We start from the raw sequence: 20,098 nt of genomic DNA on the forward strand, positions 1-20,098 counted from the left end.
ATCCGGCGCACTGTCCATTGACACCTCCCTACGATCGCGGCGACTGGGCGGAGGATTGCGGTGACGGTGGAGAGCGCGGGTCAGGACTACCTGACGCGGCAGGTCGGGGCGTTGCTCGAAGCGATTCGCGAGGAGGGGCCGGTCGGCGAAGGCAGACGCAGTTTCCGGCTCGCCGGGCATCTCGCCGCGGAGGGCGGGTTCCACCTCGGCGACATCCTCGCGGCGACGGCGCAGCTGCTGGCGGTCCACGCTTGGAACAACGGCTACCTCGCCGCGGCCGAGCTGCTGACACGCCGGATGCGGGATTTCGGCGCCGAGTCGGCCGAGCTGGTGCAGCACCTCGTGCGGCTGGAAACGGGGTGCGAGCAGGGGTGGCTTCCGCGCGAGGATCGTGAAGCCCTCATCGCCTACGCCCGGCGGGCCAGGCGCCCCGACATCGAACGGCGAGCGCAGGCGATCGAGCCGTTGCTGCCGGGGATCACCGGGCCCGAGCGTCCTGACCGGATGGCCAGTGAGTCGTGAGATAGTGCTCGGGATCCGCGAGGATGCCGCGGATGACCGAGCCGGCCGCGCCGCGTACGGCGGCTCCCGTGCCGAGCGCCGAGCGGACGACGCGCACCGGCGACCAGGCGGTGCTGGGCACCCGGCGGTCCAGCTCGGCCAGGAGTGGTTCACGCAGCCAGGGCTCGAGCCGCGCGTAGGTTCCGCCTAGCACCACCGCCGGGACGTCCATCAGATTGACCACAGTGGACAGTCCGATACCGAGATGCCCCGCGGTGGTGGTGACGGCGGCGCTTGCCGCGGCGTCTCCGGACTCCAGCGCGGAGATCAGCTCGTCCACCGTCTCCGCGCCGGCCAGCCGCAGGATCTCCTCTTGTCCGGCCATCCGTTCCAGGCAGCCGTTCGCGCCGCAGGAGCACGGCGGACCGTCGGGTGCCACGGGGAGGTGGCCGATCTCGCCGCCCGCGCCGCGTACCCCCTCGAACAGGGCGCGATCCAGCACGATTCCCGCTCCGATGCCGATCTCACCGGACACGTGGACGAAATCCGGCAACGCCGTGCCGTGCCAAAGTTCGGCGAGTGCGGCGAAGTTGGCTTCGTTGGCGACGGTGAAGCTCTCGCCGAGCCGATCCGCGAGGTCGACGTCGCGCCAGCCAAGGTTGGGCGCGAGGCGCACGAGTCCGCGGGCGGACTCGACCACTCCCGGCACCGCGATGCCGACACCCCCGACAGGTACCCCGAGCGCCTCCGCCTGCTGCCGTGCCTTGCGCAGGAACGCCGACACACGCTGGAAAACGCGCGGAGTCCGGTTGTCCGCGTACCGGACCTCCTCGGCCCGGACGGTGCCGGTAAAATCGACCAGGCAGGACGCCAGGTAGTCGACGCCGATCTCGATGCCCAGTCCGTGCGGCCCGGTGGGGGAGAGTGAGACGACGGTGCCGCGCCGTCCTGGGCCGACGCGTCGTTCCGGTTCGCCTTCGGCCACGAGATCCGCGGCGATCAGGCGGTCGACCACGCTCGACACCGTCGCCTTCGTGAGCCCGGTGGTGGCGGAGAGGCCCGCCCGTGAGGTTCCCGGGCCGTCGGCGATCGCGCCGAGGACGAGGGCGGCGTTGTGCTGTCGCACGGTGTGCTGTCCCGCGGGACGCGTGCCGGTCATCGCGCGATTGTATTCGTTCGATGCCTGAACGAAAGCCTTGACCCGCCGGAGGTGTCTCGATAAGTTCAGGCATCAAACTAATTCGTGGAGGCATGATGGCTCAGGCACCGACGCGTGAGGACAAGTTCAGTTTCGGGCTGTGGACCGTGGGCTGGCAGGCGAACGACATGTTCGGTCCGGCCAGTCGTGGCCCGCTCGATCCGGTCGACGCGGTGCACCGCCTTTCCGACCTCGGTGCCTGGGGCATCACCTTCCACGATGACGACCTCGTCCCGTTCGGCTCGTCCGACGCGGAGCGCGCGCGGCATCTGAAGCGCTTCCAGGCCGCGCTCGCCGAGACCGGCCTCGTCGTCCCGATGGTGACCACGGACCTGTTCCGCCACCCCGTCTTCAAGGACGGCGGGCTGACCAGCAACGACCGCGACGTCCGCCGGTTCGCGCTGCGGAAGGTGCTGCGGAACCTCGACCTCGCCGCCGAATTCGGCGCGTCGACGTTCGTGCTCTGGGGCGGCCGCGAAGGCAGCGAGACCGATGCCGCGAAGGACGTCCGCGCGGCGATGGACCGCTACCGCGAGGGCATCGACTTCCTCGCCCAGTACGTCATCGACCAGGGCTACGGGCTTCGGCTCGCGCTGGAGCCGAAGCCGAACGAGCCGCGCGGCGACATCCTGCTGCCGACCGTCGGCCACGCGCTCGCGTTCATCTCCACGCTGCAGAACCACGAGATCGTCGGTGTGAACCCCGAGGTCGGGCACGAGCAGATGGCCGGGCTCAACATCGTCCACGGGATCGGGCAGGCGCTGTGGCAGGGCAAGCTGTTCCACATCGACCTCAACGGCCAGCGCGGCCCGCGGTTCGACCAGGACCTCGTGTTCGGCCACGGTGACGTCCTGTCGTCGTTCTTCCTCGTCGACCTGCTGGAGAACGGCGGCTACGACGGGCCTCGCCACTTCGACTACAAGCCGCTGCGCACGGAGAACATGGACGGCGTCTGGGCCAGCGCCGAGGCGAACATGGCCAGTTATCTGCTGTTCGCCGAGCGTTCGCGCGCCTTCCGGGCCGACCCCGAGGTGCAGGCCGCGCTGGAGACGGCCCTCGTCCCGCAACTGGCGACGCCGACGCTCAACGAAGGCGAAACGGCCGCGGACCTGCTGGCCGACCGTTCGGCGTTCGAGGACTTCGACGCGGACAAGGTGGCGGAGCGCGGCTATGGCTTCGTCCGCCTGTCCCAGCTGGCGCTCGAACACCTCACCGGGGCGCGCTGACGCAGGTCGGTGACAAGTCCGTGAAGGCCTCCTTCCCTACTCTCAAGGTAGGGAAGGAGGCCTTCACGGATCGGCGGACGCAGGTCAGGCGACTTCCGGTTCGACGTCGAGGAAAGCCGCTTCCAGCCGGTGGATCCGGGCCCAGAACTCGGCCTCCCTGCCGGGCTCGAGAACACCGAGATGGCCGCCGGGGACGACGCGGCCCACGAACGGGCCGGACGTCCACACCCGCCAGCCGCCCGTGGCGTCGTCGCCCGAGGCGAACGCGGGATCGTCGCTGCCCCGCATCGCCGCGATCGGGCACGAAAGCCGCGCCCTCGCCGGCCCGCGGTAGGCGTTCAGCAACTGGAGATCGCCGAGCAGCAGGTCCAGCGCGTATTCCCAGCTTTCCGGCGAGTCGCGGTAGCCCGCGACCGGGGTGAGCCCGGTGCGGCCGAACACCCGCCCCATGGCCGAAGCGGCCGTCTTGGCGTTCTTGTCCGGCGACCGGCGCTGCGGGGCACAGGCGTCGGCCACGATCAACGCGCTGGGAGCGGCGCCGAGCCGCTGAGCGGTTTCCAGCGCGACGAACGCGCCCATTCCGAAACCGATCACCACGGTGCGGGAGAACCATTCTCGCGTCGTCTCGTCCGCCAACCGCGTGGCGAGGTCTTCGACGGACGTCGCGGGAGCCTCCGCGAGCCGATCCCCATGGCCCGGATACTCGACGCCCCAGACGTTCGCACGGGCCGTCCCGGCAAGCGGGCCGAACGCGCGGATTGTTCCGCCCGCGGGCGGAAGCAGCAGGTAGCGCGGGCCGCGACTGTCTGATGTGGACAGTTGAGTGAGCGCGGCCTTCATGATCCGAAAGATACGCGCCGTTAACCCGAATGGGGTAACGGTTTGGAATCGACCAAGATCAATTCACCCGGCAGGGGGAGGTACGGATCTCTCCGAAGAATGGTCGCCGGGCCATGTCGTATCCGGCGCCCCCCATTCAAGAGGCGAACCGGAGGATCCGTTCGACGATCAGGGCTCGATCCTCCGGCCGTCGATAGAGGTAGTGCCCGGCCTCGGGCAGGACTTCGACGTCGGCGTGGGGGACCAGATCCTTGAGCCGTTCGGCCGCCACGACGGAGTCGTGGACGACGCTGCGCGCGCCGAACAAGGCGAGAACCGGCACCTCGATCGACCGGAGTGCTTCCTCAGATGGGCAGATTTGAAAGGGCACTCGCGCGCGGTAGGACCTGATCCCGGCGAGGACGAGCCGAGGCGCGGGTTGATCGAGGACGTCCGCGCCCGCCGACCACCGCAGGAATCCGCGCCACAGCCGATCGTTGTCGAGGATCGCGGCGGCCGCGCCGTACCAGAAGACCTTCCGGGTGAACGGGGCCGAGACGGTGGTCGCGTCGAGCAGTCCGAGGGACGCGAGCCGTCCGGGCGCGTGAATCGCCTGGTTCACCGCGTGCCAGCCGCCGGTCGAACCGCCGACGAGATGCACCGAGGTCAGCCCCAGGCTTTCGAAGACGTCGTCGAGTGCGACCGCGCGGTCCCGGATCTCCTTGAACGGCAACGCCTGCATGCTTCGGCCCGCCTCGCCGAGCGTGTCGATCGCGTAGACCCGCCGTCGCTCGGCCAGCGCGGGAATCAAGGTCGCGTAGCAGGCCGACGTCGCCATGAGCCCGGGCAACAGGACGATCGGCGAGCCGTCGTCGCCGCCGTGGCGATAGACGCGGGTGGTGCCGTGCGGTGTCTCGACGTCGAATACCGCGTCCGGTTCCGGGCATTCGGTGATGGCCCGGTCATAGGCGGCGAAATAGCGTTTTTCGGCCGCCGGACTCCTGAATCCCCCGATTTTCGTCATGAGAAGAACGCTAAGCGGGAGCCCCGTTCCCGGTCTTGAACGAAAGTAAGATGGCGTGATGGGCGGATGGAGTCTCGTGGTGCCGCGGCGGGAGATCCACCGCGCGCCGGGTGAGCGGGTGCTCCGCCTGCCGCATCCCGCCATCGCCGCCCATGTCGCCGGCTATGTCGCGCACGACCTTCCCGCTACCGGGCCGAATTCCTGGCGGGTCACCCCGTTGTCCGTGCTCACCTGGATGATCGACTTCGAGGCCCCGGCCCGCCGTTCGGAGGAGGACGGCGAGATCCCGGATTCGCCCGTGCTGGGCTTGCGAGACCGGCCGCTGGTCGTGGAGCAGGCCGGGGCCGCGCGCGGTATCGCCGTCGCGCTGAGTCCGCTCGGCGCGTCCGCGTTGTTCGGGATTCCCTTGCGGGAGCTGGCGAACTCGACGATCGCCGCGGCCGAGGTGCTGCCGTCCGGATCGCTGACCGAACGGCTCGCGGAGGCGGTGGACTGGCCGGATCGGTTCCGGCTGCTGGACGAGTACCTGATGGCGAGGCTGGTTCGTGGCCGGGCGTTGTCCACGCCCGTCCGGTACGCCTGGGAGCGGCTGTCGGCGGGACCGGTCCGCGTCGACGCGCTCGCCGACGAGATCGGCTGGAGCCGCCAGCATCTCAACGCCCGGTTCCGCGAACAGATCGGGCTGAGCCCCAAGACGGTCGGGCGGATCACCCGGCTCAACCGGACGATGGCGCTTCTGAACCGGGAGTCGTCCCTGTCGTGGGCGGAGATCGCCCACCTGGGCGGCTACAGCGACCAAGCGCATCTCACCCGCGAATTCCGGGCGTTGAGCGGATGCACGCCGACCGAGATCGGGAAACCGACCGGATTGTTCATCCCCGGTGGTCGCTGATCGCTCCGCGCAACGAGCGTTCACCCGATCGGCGGCGGTAGGTTGCGGACATGACCCAGGTTTCGACGCCTGCCGAGGCGGCAACGAGGATCACCGGACGAGCCGTCGCCGAACAGCGCGGGCTGGCGGGCGCGGTGACCGAAGTCGTGCTGGACAGCGGCGACACCGTCGTCGTCAAACGCGGTCACGCCCCCGGCGCGGCGCTCGCGGAGGCCGCGGGACTGCGGTGGCTGGGTGAGGCGGATGCGGTCCGAGTGCCCGAGGTCCGCGGCCACGACGGCGAATGGCTGGTCACCGAACTGGTCGGCGGGGGACGGCCGACGCATCACGCGGCGGAGCGGCTCGGGCGGGGACTGGCGGCGTTGCACGCGTCCGGAGCTCCCGGGTTCGGCGCGCCGCCGCCCGGCGGGCCGTCCGACGCGTGGATCGGACCGGCCCCGATGGTGAACGCGCCGGGTGAGGACTGGCCGCGGTGGTACGCCGAGTACCGGGTCCTGCCGTACGTCCGCCGCGCCGTCGACGAGGGCACGTTGGACGGCGACGAAGCCGCGGTGATCGAACGGGCTTGCGCGCGGCTTCCGGAACTGGCGGGACCGGCGGAACCGCCCGCTCGCCTGCATGGTGATCTGTGGAACGGAAACGTGCTCTGGGGCGCCGTCGAGGCTTCCCTCATCGACCCCGCCGCGCACGGCGGTCATCGCGAGACCGACCTGGCCATGCTGCAGCTGTTCGGCTGCCCTCTGCTGGACCGGGTGCTGGCCGCCTACCAGGAGGTCGCGCCGCTGGCCGACGGCTGGGCCGAGCGGACCGGGGCACACCAGCTGTTCCCGTTGCTCGTCCACACCGTCCTCTTCGGACGGTCCTATGCCGGGCAGGCGGTCGCGGCCGCGAGGGTGGTCGGCCGGTAGTTCACCGCGCGACGCGGTCGAGCCATTCGCCGAGCAACGCGCGCTCGGCCGGGGTCAGCGCCTCACTGGGCTCTTTTTCCAGCGCGGCCTTGAGCGCGATCGCGCGGCAGGCGACACCGGAATCGCCGTCGGCGTCGGCGGTATCGGTGGTGATGGTCCCGATGACGTGTTCACGGGCGGCGGTGATCAGGTCGAGGTCGCGCCGCTCGGCAGGGCTCGCGATGAGCGAAAGGGTCACCCCCATCCCGGTGGCGTGCACCAGTTGCGCCGCCCGCTCGACCGGGACGCGTAAACGGCCGGATTCGGCGATCCGTTCGACGATGCGGCGAAGCAACGCGTCCGCCTCTTTGCGTGCCTCGCGGACCCTGGTCTCGCCGTACATGAGCAGGTAGAACGCGGGCTGGGAAAGGCCGAACTCGACGTGCAGATCCCAGCCGCGCCGCAGATCGCCGACCGGGTCCTCGGTTTCGCCGAGAGCGTGCTTGCCTGCCAGATAGCTCTCGAAGCCGTAGGTGGCGACAGCGTCGAGCAGCCCGTCCTTGTCGCCGAAGAGCCGGTAGAGCGTCGGGGCCTGCACACCGGCCGCGGCGCTGACGGCGCGCGTCGACAGCGCGTCGCGCCCGCCTTCCAGTAGAAGTTCGGCCGCCGCGCGGACCAATCGGTCTTTCGTCGTCAACGTCACGAATCAACGATAACACCTTTGTGGTAGCACTGGTTCGGTATCAGTGATACGGTCATAGTGTTATCGAAGGAAACACCTGATGGGAGCGCAACATGGCACGCGTAGCGATCGTCACCGGTGGGTCGCGGGGCATCGGCCGGGCGGCCGCCGAGCGGCTCGCGTCCGACGGATTCGCGGTCGTCGTCGGTTACGGCGGCAACAAGGACGAGGCCGGGGCGGCGGTCGACGCGATCACCGCCAAGGGTGGCCAGGCGATCGCGGCGCAGGCCGACGTCGCCGACGAAGAGGCCGTCGCGGCGATGTTCGACGCCGCGGAGAAGACCTTCGGCGGCGTCGACGTAGTGGTCCACGCCGCAGGCGCCACATACCTCGCGCCGGTGGCCGAACTGGACCTCGACCGGCTGGACCGCTTGCACCGCACCAACATCCGCGGCACCTTCGTGGTCGACCAGCAAGCCGCCCGCCGCGTCCGCGACGGTGGCGCGATCATCAATTTCTCCACTTCGGTGCTCGGTCTCGCCCTGCCGGGATATGCCGCCTACGCCGCCACCAAGGGCGCGGTCGAGGCGGTCACCCTGGTCCTCGCCCGTGAACTTCGCGGCCGCGACATCACCGTGAACGCGGTCGCCCCCGGCCCGACGGCCACGGCGCTCTTCCTCGACGGCAAGGACGAGGAGACCATCGCGCGTATGGCCGCCCAGCCGCCGCTCGAACGCCTCGGCGCCCCGTCCGACATCGCCGAGGTCGTCTCGTTCCTCGCCGGTCCGGCGCGCTGGATCAACGGCCAGGTGATCCGGGCCAACGGCGGCATCGTCTGACCTCACCGCCCCCGGTTCTGCTCGTCGTCGCGCCTTATCGCCTGACGGCCGCGCTCGCGCATCTGCTGGAAGCTCGCCTGAGCCTGCTGGGAGAACTGCTGGACCTGCGGCGCTTCCCAGGCCTGCCGGGCGAAGGTCATCCCACCGTCGAAGGCCCGCTGCTGGAACTCCCGCGCCTGTCGTAGCTGTTCCGTCCAGGTCTTGGAGACCACGACCGAACCGATCTTCCGGTCGTGCCAGCTGGTCTTGCCGTCCGGCGACATCCGCAGGAGACCGCATTCCACGGCCGAGAAGAGCAGGAGCGCGATCCCGGCCAGCGCGAGCAGCACGCTCAGCTGGAGGATCGCGGCGATCAGCAGTACCCAGCCGATTCCCGGGACGAGCACGGTGAGCGCGGAGCGGGCGCAGATCTGGCCGAAGGTCAGGCGGCCGCCGTCGGCGCGGCGCACCGAGAGGGTGAAGGCGGCCTTGCCCAGTGTGCGGCCCCAGGACCGCACGAGGACCACTTCGTACACCATGATCAGCAGGACCTGCACGGTCAAGGTCATGACGATCGCCAGGACGATGTCACCCCAAAGGCCTGCCACCTCGTCACCGGCGGCGTCCCCGAGAGCGCCCCATTCGCCGAACACGGTCTTGAAGATTCCCCTGCCGGCCAAAGACAAGCCGTGCTCGGCCGCCTCGGTCTGGATCTTCTCGGCGGTCAGGAACCACAGTGGTGAGGTGACCAGCCACGGCACCAGCCAGTCGATCCAGCGCGCGCCCCAGCGGCGGGCCGACGTCGACGACGGTAGCGGGCGAGGAGGCGGGAGCGGGTTCCCTGGTCGCTGGATCACCATCCTCCCTCCACCTGGACTCGCCTGTCCCACAACGGATCGCGGACCGCGTCCCACCACAGTGACGCCGCGAGCAGGCCCGCCCCGATCTCCACGAGATCGAATTTGAAGACCAGGCCGAGTCCATCGATCTCGACGACGGTCTCGAGCAGACAGGCCAGGCCGGCGATCGTCGCTGACCAGTGGCTGCGGAGGAGGAGGGCGAGCAGGCAGAGCACCGCGACGATGGTGGCGTCGGCGACGAGCATGGCGAGGGTCGCCATGGCGAGTCTGACCAGGAGCACGCGAAGCATCGCGAGCTCGTCCCGGTGTTCTTTCCGTAGCTTGCGCGGCCGGGATTCCTTCGGGTACTGGGAAAGCTGGAAGCGCTCGTCGAATTTGTCGAGCATCGCCGGGTAGGCGGCTCCCCAGATGAGGAAGACGAGGAAGCCGACGAGGATCAACCCGGTGTGGCCGTCTTCGGCGCCCTTGTACTTGCCGAGGAAGAAGGTGGGCACCAGGGCCGCGGTCCCGGCGATCACCAGCATGGCGCGGGAGACCGTGCCCAGTCCGCGGAGCCGGGTCGTCAGCAGCAGTGCCAGCGGAGCGCCGATCACGAAGGCCCCATAGACGACCCCGGTACTGAGGAACCAGAAGGCGAGGATCGCCGTGGTCAGCCAGAAGACGGCGTAGAGGAGACGTCTGCCCAGGCGGTTCTCGACCACCTCCGGGACGCCTTCCTCGATCGTTTTGTCCAGCCATTCGGCCATGATCAACCCCTCGTGCAAGAATTGCAGTCCGCAAAGAGACGGTAGTGACTGGCGTCACGTAGTGCAAGAGTTGCAGTGTGTAGTTTTTGCTTGGAGGTTGGTTCGGGTGGCAGCGACGTCTGAGGCGGTGGAAGACCGCCGCCGGTTCGGTGGCGAACTCCGGCATCTCCGCGAGCAGGCGGGCAGGACGCTCGACGAGGCCGCAGTGCGCCTGGAGTGCTCGGCCGCGAAGATCAGCCGCATCGAGACCGGTCAGGTCGCCGTCCGGCCACTGGACCTGCGCGAGCTGCTGGACTTCTACGAGGTGACCGGCGCTCGGCGGGCGGCGTTGCTCGCGGTTTCGCGGCAGCGCGGCAAGCGGCAGGAGCTCGAGGGCGTCATCTACGACGGCTACAACCTCTACCTCGGTTATGAGGACGAGGCCGCCGAAATCGGCGAGTACCAGCCACAATGGATACCTGGCCTGCTCCAGACCCGCGAATACGCGCACGCGCTGTCCCTCGCCGCCGGCTCCACGCCCGAGATCGCCGAGCGTCGCGTCGGGCTGCGGATGGACCGCCAATCGCTCCTCCGCCGGGAAAATCCGCCGCAGCTGTCGGTCGTGGTCGACGAGAGCGTGCTCCGCCGTCCGGTGGCCGAGCCGGGCTTGATGGCCGCGCAGCTGCGGTACCTGGCCGAGGCCGCGGAGGACCCGCACGTCACCGTGCGGGTCCTGCCGTCGTCCGCCGGGATGCATCCCGCACAGGCCGGCGGGTTCATCATCCTCGGCTTCCCCCGTCCCGAAGACCCGAAGATCGTCTACACCGACGACCTCACTGAAGGCCGGCTCACCCAGGAACCCGATCGCGTGGCGCAGTACGTCTCGGCGTTCGAGCGGGTCCAGGCGCTGGCCCTGACGCCCTCGGAATCGGTGGAATTGATTCACGAGGTGGCGGGGTCGCATTCCTGACCGTCCCGCGGCTCGGAACAATGGCGGACGAAAGCCGACCAGTTCCCAGGAGCGACGACGAACGCCGGGCCGGGGTCCTTGGCGTCCCGGACGCCGACCCCCGTTTCCAGGAAGGCGACTTCCACACAGGTCGGGCCGCCTCCGCAGCGACTGCTCTTGAACCATGCCGCGCCGGTGAGATCGTGGGTCACAGTAGTTCCTTCCTCATTTGTTTCGCCGGATGAGGAAAGAGAGTGGAATCTCCTGCCGTCGCGACGTCGGGAAATTTTGTCGCGACAGCGCACACCGTGCCGACCTGCGTGAACATGGCCGGAAGCGCCGGTCTGTCCAGGTGTCGCTAACCTACGTCTGCACGATCGCACAGCGCTGAGGGACAGGGGAGCGCTATGGAAGTCCGGAGCGGCGATTCCGGTGGCATCGCCGGTGTCGAAGAGCTCGGCACACTGATCAAACGGCTCCGGGACGAACGGCGCCTCACCCAGGACAACGTGGCGGGTCGCGCGGCGAAACACGGGCTCAGGATCAGGCGTGAACGAATTTCGGAAATCGAGAACGGCAGACGTGAACCGCCGACACAAGGCGAGTTGCGCGCCATTCTTCTCGGCCTGGGGCAAACCGAGGAAATGGTGAAGGGTTTACAAGGTGTCCTCGCCAGGGCGACCACCCAGACGGCGGACAACGGCGACGTCGTCGAACTCGCTTTCGGTGACCCCGTCCGGCAGCCACCCCAGGTGTCGCGTCGGTCGGTCTTCGGGCACCGGCTTCTCCTGCTCCTGGCCGGCGCGGTCACGGGTGTGCTGATCGCCACCGCCGTGGCCGGGGTGTGGCCGTGGACGATCCTCACCTACCAGCCGGACCTGCGAGTCAACGTCGGACGGCCGAACCTCGCCGACGCGGTCGGCCCCTGCCCGCAGCGCAGCACCGACGTGCGCGACCACCGCGACGACACCGCCGGGTCGATCTGGTACCGCGAATGCGGCGACTACCTGGAGATCTGGGTCACCGACCATATGAAGGACGGCCGGTGCGTATGGGCGATCGTGCACTGGAGCAACGGCGTCGTCGACACGTCGAAACGGGCCTGCCCCGCCGGCAAGATGGAGTTCTCGAAGATCGCCAAGTACGCGCCCGACTTCTGGCTGGAACTCGTCGCCGCTAACACCGACTAGCCGGAGGGTTACTGGTGGGTATGCCGAATATGGCGTGCCCTGGCTAGGGTCCGGACTGGCTATCGGAAGCAGAAACGAGGCCAGGGTGTCCACGGAGGACACCTTTGGCAGGCAAGCGTCCGACTTGAGCAGTATGCGTGGTTTTCCGAGGGGGTCGTGGGTGGAAAAAAATGTTATAAAACAATTTTTCACACACCACCCCCAACAAAAAACCACACCAAGACCAAAAAAGGAAAAACAGTTTCGGGACAGTGTCCCTGTTGGACAGTAAAGGGCGCGCCGTGTCTCAGGGGAGTACTTGACTGCGGCCAAAGTCCGTGAAGGCCCCCTTCGCTACCTTCAGGGTAAGCAAGGGGACCTTCACGGCAATGAGCCGATCACGCCATATTTGGCTTACCCGCCAATAGATCGGAGCGGTATGGGCACGACCTTGATCAACGGAGGATTTGGGACACTCACCGTCCCGGATCTTCCGTGGATCAAGGCTCCGGACTGGACGCCTCGGGTCGCTCAGACGACGGTACCTTCAGCGTCTTCGTCACCTTCGTCGTCTTCGATCTTCCACTTCAGCTGAAACTCGACCTCTTCCTCGCCGTCGCCGCGCTCGTGCTCGATGGAGAACTGGGCGCGGGCGGGGACGCGGAACCGTTCGCCGGCGATCTGGATGCGGAACGAGGTCTCGGACTCCAGCGCGTCGGCGAGACGGCGCAGTTTGGCGACGACGTCGGCGGTGGAATAGACGCGTTCGACATCTCGGGGTGCGGTCACGGTTGCCTCCAGGGTCCGACACCCCGGCCGGGTGTCCGTGGCGTCATTCAATCGTGTGATCGTCAGGTGCCCCCGAAAGGGGTCACCGTGTGCGGGCGAGGCGGAAACCGACGTCGTCGACGCGGAAAGTCGGGTGGCTGCGGCGCCGCACCGACGCCCGGCAGCTCCACTGTTCGTCGAACCAGCCGCCGCCCCGGAGAACCCGGTACTCGCCGTACACCTCGGCGTCGTAGATGTCCCAGCACCATTCCCAGACGTTGCCGAGCATGTCGTACAGGCCCCACGCGTTGGGTGCCTTCCCGCCGACGTCGTGCATCGACTCCGCCGAGTTCTCCCGATACCAGGCGATTTCGTCGAGCGGGCCGTAGCGGGGTCCGGTGGTGCCGGCGCGGCAGGCGTGCTCCCATTCCGCCTCCGACGGCAGGCGATAGCCGTCCGCGGACTTGTCCCACGACAGGGAATCCCAGTCGTACGCGGGGGCCAGGCCATCGCGTTCGGACAGGGTGTTGCAGAACCGGACGGCGTCCAGCCACGAGATTCCGGTGGCGGGGAGCTCGCCCGCCTCGCCCGTGTACAACTCCTGGGTGACCGGCACCGGCGCGAGCCGGAAGGAAGCGACGTCGACCGTCCACTTTCGCTGCGTCCGCCGGTCCGAAAGGGTCACTTCGCCGGGCGGGACGGTGATCATCTCCATGATCCGGCCGATGTTACCCAGACGGACCGACACCGGTGCGCGATGATGGTCGCGTGCCTCTGCTCATCGAGCCCGCCCTGCCGGCCGGCACCTTCCGGGCCGCCAAGCAGCCGTGTCTGATCGTCGACGACAGGCTCGTGTTGCGGCCCTGGTGCGCTGACGACACGGAGGCCGTCGAAGCCGCCTTCGCCTGCCCCGCCATCCAGCGCTGGCATGTCCGCCGCGTCGATGGCGCGGACGAGGCCCGCACCTGGATCGCGGCCTGGGAACAGCGCTGGGCGGACGAGACGGACGCGAGCTGGGCGGTGGTCGACGCCCGCGATGATCGGGCAGTCGGGCAAGTCGGCCTCCGCACCGTCTCGCTCTTCGAGGCCTCCGCGCAGTTGTCCTACTGGGTTCTCCCGTCCGCGCGCGGCGCCGGGATCGCGGGCGGCGCGGTGGCGGCGTTGACGCGGTGGGCGTTCGAAACCGTTCGTCTGAACCGGTTGTCCCTCCTGCATTCCACCGAGAACCCCGCCTCGTGCCGCGTCGCGGAGAAGGCCGGGTACGGCCTCGAAGGGACCCTGCGCTCTTCGATGTTGCACGCCGACGGCTGGCATGACGTCCACCTGCACGCACGGCTCCGAAGCGACTAAGCCCCCGAAAAACCGGTGGAGCGGTGACGCTGTGCGCCGCTACTGTGCCGCGGAACCAAGTCGTCCAGGCAAAGGACGTGCCGTTGTACACCCTGTGAGACCTCCCGAGCGCTGATTCGTCGCGCGTCGCGCTTTCGCGCCGCGCACCTTTTTGCTGCGGACTTCTCACTGAAACCGGGTGTACTTGCCGTGTCCGAAAACTGGGCCGTCGTGCCCACCTGCCTTCCACTAGTCCAACGTCGTTGCCACGTATGCGCGTCCGAGCGTTTCCGGGCGAGCGGCAAATTCCGTGTCAACGCGAACCACAAGCTGATCGACGTCTGGCTCCTGGTGCTCTGTACCGTTTGCGGGGACACCGCGAAACTCACCGTCCTGGAGCGGACGAACGTACGCACCGTACGACCTGAGCTGTTGGACCGTCTGCACGACAACGATCCTGGCCTGACAGCGGAACTGCTTCAGGATCCGGTCGTGCAGCGGCGTAATCGTGTCGCACTCGACTGGGACAACGCCTGGCGTCTCGACACCGGCGGATCCGACCACCTGGACCGCGAGGTGATCGATGTGTCGGTCCGGTTCGCGGCGCGGATCCCGGTCCGGCCGGTGCGCTTGATCGCCGAGGGGTGCGCGCGTTCGAGGGCGGAGGTCGAGAGGCTGATCGCCGAAGGGAACCTTGTTTCGTCAGTCCGGTTGAGCGGGAAGCTCTCCGGCGACTTCACCTTCACACTCAAGCGCTGAACGAGGGGCCTGTCCGGCGAGATCCGCCGGACAGGCCCTTGGCTCTAGCCGGGCACCTTCACCCGTCGAACCGACAGAGCCGGAACGATCGCCACGGCGGCGATCGCCGCGCTGATCCAGCTGGCGTGGCGGTAGTCGTCGGTCGCTTCCGTGACGAAACCGGCGAGCACCGGCCCCAGGAACGCGCCCACGTTGAGCGCGACCGTGGCGAACGAGCCGCCGAGGGTCGGCGCGCCGGATGCCACGCGCATGACCCTGGCCACGAGCGCCGATCCGCAGCCGAACGACAGTCCACCTTGGACGGTCGTCACCGCGAACAGGACGACCGGGTGGGGGCTGGTCATCGCCAGCACCGCCCAGCCCACCGGCACCGTGCACAACGCCCACAGCAGACCGCGCCGCAGCTCACCGTCACCCAGGCGGCCCGCCACGGTGACCCCGATGAACGCGCCGACGCCGAACGCGGCCAGCAACCCGGAAACCGCTCCGGCCGGCAGATGAGCGACGTCCGTCGCGATCACCGCGAGGAACGCGAACGTCGCGAAGGTCGCGCCGTTGACCAAGGCCGCGAGGATCATCGCCTGCCGCACCGGACGTGCTTTCAGCTCGCGAGCTTCGCTCCTGATCGAGACTTCCGGCGGATTCGCCGCGTCGGCGGGCGCGGAACGGAACACCAGCACCAGTGCGGGCAGGCAGAGTGCGGCGACCGCCCAGAACGCCGAGCGCCAGCCCGCGAGCTCACCCAGCACGGAGCCGGCAGGCACGCCGACGACACACGACAGCGTGACGCCCGCGAGCAGGACCGCGGTCGCCCGCGCTTGCCTTCCCCGCGGTGCCAGGGTGGCCGCGACGGGCATGGCGACGGCGAGAAATCCGGCGTTGACGACGGCCGCGACGATCCTGGTGCCGAACAGCACCGGAAAGCTCGTCGTGAGCGCGCCGACGACGTGCACCACGACGAAGGCGGTCAAGAATCCGGCCAGCGCCCGCCGTCGGGGCCAGCGTGCGCTGAGCACGGCCATGGCGGGCGCGCCGACGATCATTCCGACGGCGTAAGCCGACGTCAGCGCGGCGGCCGCGCCCACCGGGACCGACAGGTCGGCGGCGATCCCCGGCACGAGACCGGCGGCCATGAATTCGGAGGTGCCTTGCGCGAAGACGGCAAGGCCGAGGACATAGACGAACAGGGGCAACGGACGACTCCCACGAAGAGGGTGAACAGGAGAAGCCGTGCGCGGGACAGGGAACCCGGCCGGGCGCACGGAACAGCGCTCCGGTCACCGGGAAGCGAGAGTGACGGCGTCTAACGGCCGGACACGACGACTCGCCGCCGGATGACCGGCGGCGGGGTTCTGTCCGACTCGGGGCTCGTCACGAGAGCGCACATTACACATCCCTGTCGACGGCACTCAACCCGATTGCCGTCCGGCGAGCGGGCGAATGGCCGAACGCCTGTCCCGGTGAGTGAGGAAAACGACCTCCGTTCCGGGTACCGGAACGCTTTCGTTGCCCTTGGGCATGGAGCCGAGGTTAGCCTCGGCTCCATGATTCCCACGGTTGTCTGGGGTACAGGCAACATCGGCCGCGCCTCCATCCGGGCCGTCGACGCGCATCCGGCGTTGGAACTCGCGGCGGTGCTCGTGCACGATCCCGCGAAGGTCGGCCGCGACGCGGCCGCGCTCGCCGGTGTCGACGGTGAACTGGGTGTGGCGGCGACCGATGACGTCGAAGCGATTCTGGCGGCGGGACCGCGAGCGGTGGTGTACGCGGCGTCCGGCGACATCCGGCCCGCTGACGCGCTCGCCGACATCGCCCGCGCGATCCGCGCGGGCGCGGTGGTGGTGACGCCCGCGCTCTACGCGTTGTACGACCAGCGCAACGCGCCAGGAGAACTGCGTGAACCCGTGCTCGCGGCGATCGCCGACGGTGGTGGTTCGCTGTTCGTCTCCGGCGTCGATCCCGGCTGGGGCAACGACATCCTGCCGCTGCTGATCAGCGGGCTCGGCACCACCGTCGACGCCGTCCGCTGCCAGGAGATCTTCGACTACTCCACCTACGACCAGCCGGATTCGGTCCGCTACCTGGTCGGCATGGGGCAGCCGATGGACTATCAGCCGCCGATGCTGGCGCCGTCGGTTCCGACGATGGTGTGGGGCGGGCAGGTGCGGCTGATCGCCCGCGGGCTCGGCGTCGAGCTCGACGAGATCCGCGAGACGCTGGATCGCCGCCCGCTCGAGGAGACCGTGACCACGCGGGCGATGGGCGAGTTCGAGGCAGGCACCCAAGGCGCGGTCCGGTTCGAGGTACAGGGCATCGTGGCCGGTGAGCCCCGCATAGTCATCGAGCATGTCACCCGGATCCACGCGTCGTGCGCGCCGGACTGGCCGTCGCCGCCCAGCGGCGACGGCGCGCACCGGGTGATCATCGAAGGCCGCCCGAGGATCGAGGTCTCGGTCGAGGCCACCGACGAGGGGGAGAACCGGTCCGCCGGCGGCAACGCGACCGCGGTCGGCAGGCTGGTCGGTGCCATCGACTGGCTCGTCGACGCCGAACCGGGGCTCTACGACGCCCTCGACGTCCCGTTGCGACCGGCCACCGGCAAGCTCGGAAGGAGCACGCGTTGAACATCGACATTCCCGAGGGCAAGGACCCGATCGGCTACGTCTGGGGCGAGATGGTGCCCGGTATCGGCGCCGCGGCGTCGAACTTCTCGCTCGCGGTCTATTCGCACACCACGCTGGGGCTGCGGGAGTTCGAGGCGGCGCGGCTGCGGATCGCGCAGATCAACGGCTGTGTCTTCTGCCTGGACTGGCGGACCGAACGCGACGGGGTGAAGGTCGAGGAGGAGTTCGCCGACGCGGTCACCGAATGGCGTACCACCGAGGCGTTCGACGAGCGGACCAGGCTGGCCGCCGAGTACGCCGAACGGTACGCGCTCGACCATCACGGTATCGACGACGAATTCTGGAAGCGCATGGGGGAGCACTACAGCCAGCGGGAAATCGTGGAATTGAGCATGAGCATCGGTTCCTGGCTGGCGTTCGGGCGGCTGAACCACGTGCTGGGGATCGACACCGTCTGCGTTCTGCCGAAGATCTGAAGAACGGGCCGGGGTGGCGGCCCCGGCTCATTCTCGCGAAAAGCGTCCGATCGTCGTCACAAATCGGTGGCGACGATCTTTTCGATGTTCCGTTCGGCCAGCGCGGTAATGGTGACGAACGGGTTGACGGTCGTATTACCGGGAATCAGCGCGCCGTCGATCACGTAAAGCCCTGGGTAGCCGTGCAGTCTGCCGTAATTGTCGGTCGCCTTGCCGAGCACCGCGCCGCCGAGCGGGTGGTAGGTGAGATGATCGCCCCAGATCTTGTACGTGCCGAACAGATCGGTCCGGTAGATCGTCCCCTCCTTGGAATTGATCTTGTCGAAGATGGACTTGGCCATGTCGATCGACGGCTGTTTCCAAGCGGTCTGCCAGTCGAGGTCGACCTTGTTCGCGCTCGGGTTCCAGGAGAACGTCGCCCGGTGAGGATTCTTCGTGATGGACAGGTAGAACGACGCGTAGGTCTCGATACCGGTCGGCAGTGGTGCGACCTCGGCGAACGCTCCGCCCGCCGCCCAGTTGTCGATGCCTCCGGTCGGGATCGACGACTGCAGCGAGCCCGTGGGGTCCCACAGGTGGTTGGCCCGGCCGCACATGACGTTCCCGTTGTCGCCCCAGCCCTTCCCGACCTCGGGGCTGAGGTTGGGCAGTGCCCCGGTCGCCTTGAGTTTGACCAGTAGCTTGCTCGTGCCGACACTGCCCGCGGCGAAGAACACCTTGCCCGCTGTCACGGATTTCGTCGCGGTCACCGTGCCGCCGGTGTCGAGTTGCTCCATCACCACGATGTATCCGCCGCCGGACGCCGGGGTGACCGAGGTGACGCGGTGCAGCGAGGAGATCGTCACCCGTCCTGTCGCCTTGATCCGCGGAAGATAGGTCTGCTGCAACGACTTCTTGCCCGCGTTGTTGCCGTAGAGGATCTCCCCGGCCAGCGCGGATCTCGGCACCGTGCCCGCCTGCTCCTTCTTCATGTAGTCCCAGTCGTACACGTCCGGGACGAACAGGAAGGGGAAACCCGAGCGCTGGGCGTGCTTCCGGCCGACTCGCGCGTACTGGTAGCACTCGGCGGTCTCGAACCAGTTCGGGTCGATCGTGGCGACGCCGAGGCCCGCGTTGGCGCGCGGGTAGTAGACGCCGTACATCTCGTCGGCGTTCACCGTCGGCAGTACCGAGCCGAAGTTCTCCCGTTTCGGCGTGACGGCCATCCCGCCGTTGACCAGCGAGCCGCCGCCGACGCCCCGGCCCTGATAGACGGTGATACCGCTGAACTCCTCGGCGTCGAGGATCCCGGTGTGGCGCGGGACGTCCTTGTCCAGCGGGAAACCGAGGAAGTTGCTCAACGGCTGTTTGGTCCTCGTCCGCAGCCAGAAGGAGCGGTAGTCCGGGGAAGTGGTGTTGGCGAAGATCTTGCCGTCCGTGCCCGGGGTGTCCCACGCCTTGCCGAGTTCGACGAGGTGGACGTCGACGCCCGCCTCGGCGAGCCGGAGCGCGGCGACACAACCGCCGTATCCGGAACCGATGACGAGTGCCGGGATTTGCGCGGCGTCGGTGATCGAGCTTTTCACCGCCGGTCTGTTCCCGGAAGAGGCGAAGGCGGTCCCGCTCAGGGCCGCGGCCCCTAAGATAGAACCAGTTCCTGTGATGAATACGCGGCGGGATAACTGTCCAGAAGCACTACTCCACACGGCTTCAGCGCTCATGTGATCTTCCTCACCGTTGAGGTATTTAGAACAAGTTATACCTCTGGCTCAGTCGGGTGGCAATAAAGGCGCGAGTTCTTTTCCGTGTGCTACGGCCAGGCAAGCGGGCATCGCGGCGGCGGATGGGCCACTATGTACGGCTGTGGAGTCCACTCGAGTTGATCGCTGGCTGTGGGCCGTCCGGCTGACCAAGACGCGCCCGGACGCCGCCGCCGCTTGCCGTGGCGGCCATGTTCGCGTGAACGGCAAACCCGCCAAGCCCGCGACCACGGTCGTGGCGGGCGACGAGGTGCGTGCCCGGGTCAACGACACCACGCGGATCTTGGAGGTGACGCGGGTGATCCAGAAACGCGTGGGGGCCGCCGACGCGGCGACTTGTTTCATCGACCGGACGCCTCCGCCGCCGCCCGAGTCCGCCATGCCGGTCGCGCGACGGGAACGAGGAGCGGGCCGCCCGACGAAGCGGGAGCGACGGGTGCTCGACCGTTTCCGGTCGGGCGAGGGCTGAGCCGGTCGTCGGACTGGGAATGCGCGTGAAGGCCCCCTTCCCTCGGCTCAGCCGAGGGAAGGGGGCCTTCACGCGCCACGGGTCGACGATTGTCGTATTCACATACGTGGACGATATTCACATCCGTTGACGCGTGACAGGGACGTGAACTATAAAGGCGAGGTCCGGGTGTACACGCCGCAAC

General features: G+C 68.3%; 23 protein-coding genes. 12 read left to right on the forward strand and 11 right to left on the reverse strand.

Annotated features, from left to right (window positions below):
- The first annotated feature begins 60 nt into the window (after positions 1-60).
- Positions 61-522: a hypothetical protein gene (locus ACZ5ZX_RS40590; RefSeq protein ID WP_465507325.1), complete on the forward strand. Its 462-nt coding sequence runs from the start codon at positions 61-63 to the stop codon at positions 520-522.
- On the opposite strand, the gene ACZ5ZX_RS40595 is transcribed toward ACZ5ZX_RS40590, so the two are convergent.
- Positions 479-1,660, reverse strand: coding sequence for an ROK family transcriptional regulator (locus ACZ5ZX_RS40595; protein WP_465507326.1), 1,182 nt, complete (start codon positions 1,658-1,660; stop codon positions 479-481). The genes ACZ5ZX_RS40590 and ACZ5ZX_RS40595 overlap by 44 nt on opposite strands.
- Positions 1,661-1,755: 95 nt before the next feature.
- On the opposite strand from ACZ5ZX_RS40595, the gene xylA reads away from it, so the two are divergent.
- Positions 1,756-2,925 (forward strand): xylose isomerase, encoded by a 1,170-nt coding sequence (gene xylA / locus ACZ5ZX_RS40600; RefSeq protein ID WP_465507357.1) that lies wholly within the window; start codon positions 1,756-1,758, stop codon positions 2,923-2,925.
- Between the two features lie 84 nt (positions 2,926-3,009).
- Here the strand turns inward: xylA and ACZ5ZX_RS40605 are convergent, their stop codons facing one another.
- Together ACZ5ZX_RS40605 and ACZ5ZX_RS40610 are read right to left on the reverse strand one after the other, a co-directional pair.
- Positions 3,010-3,765, reverse strand: a complete 756-nt coding sequence (locus ACZ5ZX_RS40605) for a thioesterase II family protein (protein WP_465507327.1) — start codon at positions 3,763-3,765, stop codon at positions 3,010-3,012.
- A gap of 136 nt (positions 3,766-3,901) precedes the next feature.
- Positions 3,902-4,768: an alpha/beta fold hydrolase gene (locus ACZ5ZX_RS40610; protein ID WP_465507328.1), complete on the reverse strand. Its 867-nt coding sequence runs from the start codon at positions 4,766-4,768 to the stop codon at positions 3,902-3,904.
- A gap of 58 nt (positions 4,769-4,826) precedes the next feature.
- Between ACZ5ZX_RS40610 and ACZ5ZX_RS40615 the strand changes: the two genes are divergently transcribed.
- Together ACZ5ZX_RS40615 and ACZ5ZX_RS40620 are read left to right on the forward strand one after the other, a co-directional pair.
- Complete coding sequence (locus ACZ5ZX_RS40615) at positions 4,827-5,660, forward strand: helix-turn-helix domain-containing protein (protein ID WP_465507329.1); 834 nt, start codon at positions 4,827-4,829, stop codon at positions 5,658-5,660.
- Positions 5,661-5,710: 50 nt separating this feature from the next.
- Complete coding sequence (locus ACZ5ZX_RS40620) at positions 5,711-6,568, forward strand: fructosamine kinase family protein (protein ID WP_465507330.1); 858 nt, start codon at positions 5,711-5,713, stop codon at positions 6,566-6,568.
- 1 nt (position 6,569) lies between these two features.
- On the opposite strand, the gene ACZ5ZX_RS40625 is transcribed toward ACZ5ZX_RS40620, so the two are convergent.
- On the reverse strand, positions 6,570-7,250 hold the full coding sequence (locus ACZ5ZX_RS40625; RefSeq protein WP_465507331.1) for a TetR/AcrR family transcriptional regulator: 681 nt from the start codon (positions 7,248-7,250) through the stop codon (positions 6,570-6,572).
- 92 nt (positions 7,251-7,342) lie between these two features.
- Between ACZ5ZX_RS40625 and ACZ5ZX_RS40630 the strand changes: the two genes are divergently transcribed.
- Positions 7,343-8,068 carry an SDR family oxidoreductase gene (locus tag ACZ5ZX_RS40630; RefSeq protein WP_465507332.1) on the forward strand — a complete coding sequence of 242 codons (726 nt, stop codon included), beginning with the start codon at positions 7,343-7,345 and terminating at the stop codon, positions 8,066-8,068.
- A gap of 2 nt (positions 8,069-8,070) precedes the next feature.
- Here the strand turns inward: ACZ5ZX_RS40630 and ACZ5ZX_RS40635 are convergent, their stop codons facing one another.
- Both ACZ5ZX_RS40635 and ACZ5ZX_RS40640 read right to left on the reverse strand, forming a co-directional pair.
- Positions 8,071-8,907: an RDD family protein gene (locus ACZ5ZX_RS40635; RefSeq protein WP_465507333.1), complete on the reverse strand. Its 837-nt coding sequence runs from the start codon at positions 8,905-8,907 to the stop codon at positions 8,071-8,073.
- Positions 8,901-9,653: a hypothetical protein gene (locus ACZ5ZX_RS40640; RefSeq protein WP_465507334.1), complete on the reverse strand. Its 753-nt coding sequence runs from the start codon at positions 9,651-9,653 to the stop codon at positions 8,901-8,903. The genes ACZ5ZX_RS40635 and ACZ5ZX_RS40640 overlap by 7 nt, the downstream gene beginning before the upstream one ends.
- Before the next feature lie 106 nt (positions 9,654-9,759).
- Between ACZ5ZX_RS40640 and ACZ5ZX_RS40645 the strand changes: the two genes are divergently transcribed.
- The gene (locus ACZ5ZX_RS40645) at positions 9,760-10,602 is read left to right on the forward strand and encodes a helix-turn-helix domain-containing protein (protein ID WP_465507335.1); all 843 of its coding nucleotides are present in this window, start codon (positions 9,760-9,762) and stop codon (positions 10,600-10,602) included.
- On the opposite strand, the gene ACZ5ZX_RS40650 is transcribed toward ACZ5ZX_RS40645, so the two are convergent.
- Positions 10,575-10,793, reverse strand: coding sequence for a DUF397 domain-containing protein (locus tag ACZ5ZX_RS40650; RefSeq protein WP_465507336.1), 219 nt, complete (start codon positions 10,791-10,793; stop codon positions 10,575-10,577). The genes ACZ5ZX_RS40645 and ACZ5ZX_RS40650 overlap by 28 nt on opposite strands.
- Before the next feature lie 195 nt (positions 10,794-10,988).
- Between ACZ5ZX_RS40650 and ACZ5ZX_RS40655 the strand changes: the two genes are divergently transcribed.
- On the forward strand, positions 10,989-11,771 hold the full coding sequence (locus ACZ5ZX_RS40655; protein ID WP_465507337.1) for a helix-turn-helix domain-containing protein: 783 nt from the start codon (positions 10,989-10,991) through the stop codon (positions 11,769-11,771).
- Positions 11,772-12,281: 510 nt separating this feature from the next.
- Here the strand turns inward: ACZ5ZX_RS40655 and ACZ5ZX_RS40660 are convergent.
- Both ACZ5ZX_RS40660 and ACZ5ZX_RS40665 read right to left on the reverse strand, forming a co-directional pair.
- Positions 12,282-12,539, reverse strand: coding sequence for an amphi-Trp domain-containing protein (locus ACZ5ZX_RS40660; RefSeq protein WP_465507338.1), 258 nt, complete (start codon positions 12,537-12,539; stop codon positions 12,282-12,284).
- 82 nt (positions 12,540-12,621) lie between these two features.
- Positions 12,622-13,233 carry a formylglycine-generating enzyme family protein gene (locus ACZ5ZX_RS40665; RefSeq protein WP_465507358.1) on the reverse strand — a complete coding sequence of 204 codons (612 nt, stop codon included), beginning with the start codon at positions 13,231-13,233 and terminating at the stop codon, positions 12,622-12,624.
- Between the two features lie 53 nt (positions 13,234-13,286).
- Between ACZ5ZX_RS40665 and ACZ5ZX_RS40670 the strand changes: the two genes are divergently transcribed.
- Positions 13,287-13,868 (forward strand): GNAT family N-acetyltransferase, encoded by a 582-nt coding sequence (locus ACZ5ZX_RS40670; protein ID WP_465507339.1) that lies wholly within the window; start codon positions 13,287-13,289, stop codon positions 13,866-13,868.
- 189 nt (positions 13,869-14,057) lie between these two features.
- On the forward strand, positions 14,058-14,606 hold the full coding sequence (locus ACZ5ZX_RS40675; protein WP_465507340.1) for a DUF1062 domain-containing protein: 549 nt from the start codon (positions 14,058-14,060) through the stop codon (positions 14,604-14,606).
- A gap of 44 nt (positions 14,607-14,650) precedes the next feature.
- On the opposite strand, the gene ACZ5ZX_RS40680 is transcribed toward ACZ5ZX_RS40675, so the two are convergent.
- The gene (locus ACZ5ZX_RS40680; protein WP_465507341.1) at positions 14,651-15,799 is read right to left on the reverse strand and encodes a Cmx/CmrA family chloramphenicol efflux MFS transporter; all 1,149 of its coding nucleotides are present in this window, start codon (positions 15,797-15,799) and stop codon (positions 14,651-14,653) included.
- A gap of 351 nt (positions 15,800-16,150) precedes the next feature.
- Between ACZ5ZX_RS40680 and ACZ5ZX_RS40685 the strand changes: the two genes are divergently transcribed.
- Together ACZ5ZX_RS40685 and ACZ5ZX_RS40690 are read left to right on the forward strand one after the other, a co-directional pair.
- Positions 16,151-17,230: an NAD(P)H-dependent amine dehydrogenase family protein gene (locus ACZ5ZX_RS40685; RefSeq protein WP_465507342.1), complete on the forward strand. Its 1,080-nt coding sequence runs from the start codon at positions 16,151-16,153 to the stop codon at positions 17,228-17,230.
- Complete coding sequence (locus tag ACZ5ZX_RS40690) at positions 17,227-17,706, forward strand: carboxymuconolactone decarboxylase family protein (protein WP_465507343.1); 480 nt, start codon at positions 17,227-17,229, stop codon at positions 17,704-17,706. The genes ACZ5ZX_RS40685 and ACZ5ZX_RS40690 overlap by 4 nt, the downstream gene beginning before the upstream one ends.
- Positions 17,707-17,762: 56 nt before the next feature.
- Here the strand turns inward: ACZ5ZX_RS40690 and ACZ5ZX_RS40695 are convergent, their stop codons facing one another.
- Positions 17,763-19,271, reverse strand: coding sequence for a GMC oxidoreductase (locus ACZ5ZX_RS40695; RefSeq protein ID WP_465507344.1), 1,509 nt, complete (start codon positions 19,269-19,271; stop codon positions 17,763-17,765).
- 277 nt (positions 19,272-19,548) lie between these two features.
- On the opposite strand from ACZ5ZX_RS40695, the gene ACZ5ZX_RS40700 reads away from it, so the two are divergent.
- Positions 19,549-19,914, forward strand: a complete 366-nt coding sequence (locus ACZ5ZX_RS40700; protein ID WP_465507345.1) for an RNA-binding S4 domain-containing protein — start codon at positions 19,549-19,551, stop codon at positions 19,912-19,914.
- Positions 19,915-20,098 lie beyond the last annotated feature (184 nt).

The sequence above is a fragment of the Amycolatopsis sp. NPDC033938 genome (assembly GCF_055575975.1).

What these genes read in the sequence shown, in the direction of transcription:
- ACZ5ZX_RS40665 (WP_465507358.1), bottom strand. Translation starts at nt 13,233, where the DNA reads ATGGAGATGATCACCGTCCCGCCCGGCGAAGTGACCCTTTCGGACCGG.
- ACZ5ZX_RS40640 (WP_465507334.1), bottom strand. Translation starts at nt 9,653, where the DNA reads ATGGCCGAATGGCTGGACAAAACGATCGAGGAAGGCGTCCCGGAGGTG.
- ACZ5ZX_RS40605 (WP_465507327.1), bottom strand. Translation starts at nt 3,765, where the DNA reads ATGAAGGCCGCGCTCACTCAACTGTCCACATCAGACAGTCGCGGCCCG.
- ACZ5ZX_RS40595 (WP_465507326.1), bottom strand. Translation starts at nt 1,660, where the DNA reads ATGACCGGCACGCGTCCCGCGGGACAGCACACCGTGCGACAGCACAAC.
- xylA (WP_465507357.1), top strand. Translation starts at nt 1,756, where the DNA reads ATGGCTCAGGCACCGACGCGTGAGGACAAGTTCAGTTTCGGGCTGTGG.
- ACZ5ZX_RS40685 (WP_465507342.1), top strand. Translation starts at nt 16,151, where the DNA reads ATGATTCCCACGGTTGTCTGGGGTACAGGCAACATCGGCCGCGCCTCC.
- ACZ5ZX_RS40620 (WP_465507330.1), top strand. Translation starts at nt 5,711, where the DNA reads ATGACCCAGGTTTCGACGCCTGCCGAGGCGGCAACGAGGATCACCGGA.
- ACZ5ZX_RS40655 (WP_465507337.1), top strand. Translation starts at nt 10,989, where the DNA reads ATGGAAGTCCGGAGCGGCGATTCCGGTGGCATCGCCGGTGTCGAAGAG.
- ACZ5ZX_RS40630 (WP_465507332.1), top strand. Translation starts at nt 7,343, where the DNA reads ATGGCACGCGTAGCGATCGTCACCGGTGGGTCGCGGGGCATCGGCCGG.
- ACZ5ZX_RS40610 (WP_465507328.1), bottom strand. Translation starts at nt 4,768, where the DNA reads ATGACGAAAATCGGGGGATTCAGGAGTCCGGCGGCCGAAAAACGCTAT.
- ACZ5ZX_RS40615 (WP_465507329.1), top strand. Translation starts at nt 4,827, where the DNA reads ATGGGCGGATGGAGTCTCGTGGTGCCGCGGCGGGAGATCCACCGCGCG.
- ACZ5ZX_RS40635 (WP_465507333.1), bottom strand. Translation starts at nt 8,907, where the DNA reads ATGGTGATCCAGCGACCAGGGAACCCGCTCCCGCCTCCTCGCCCGCTA.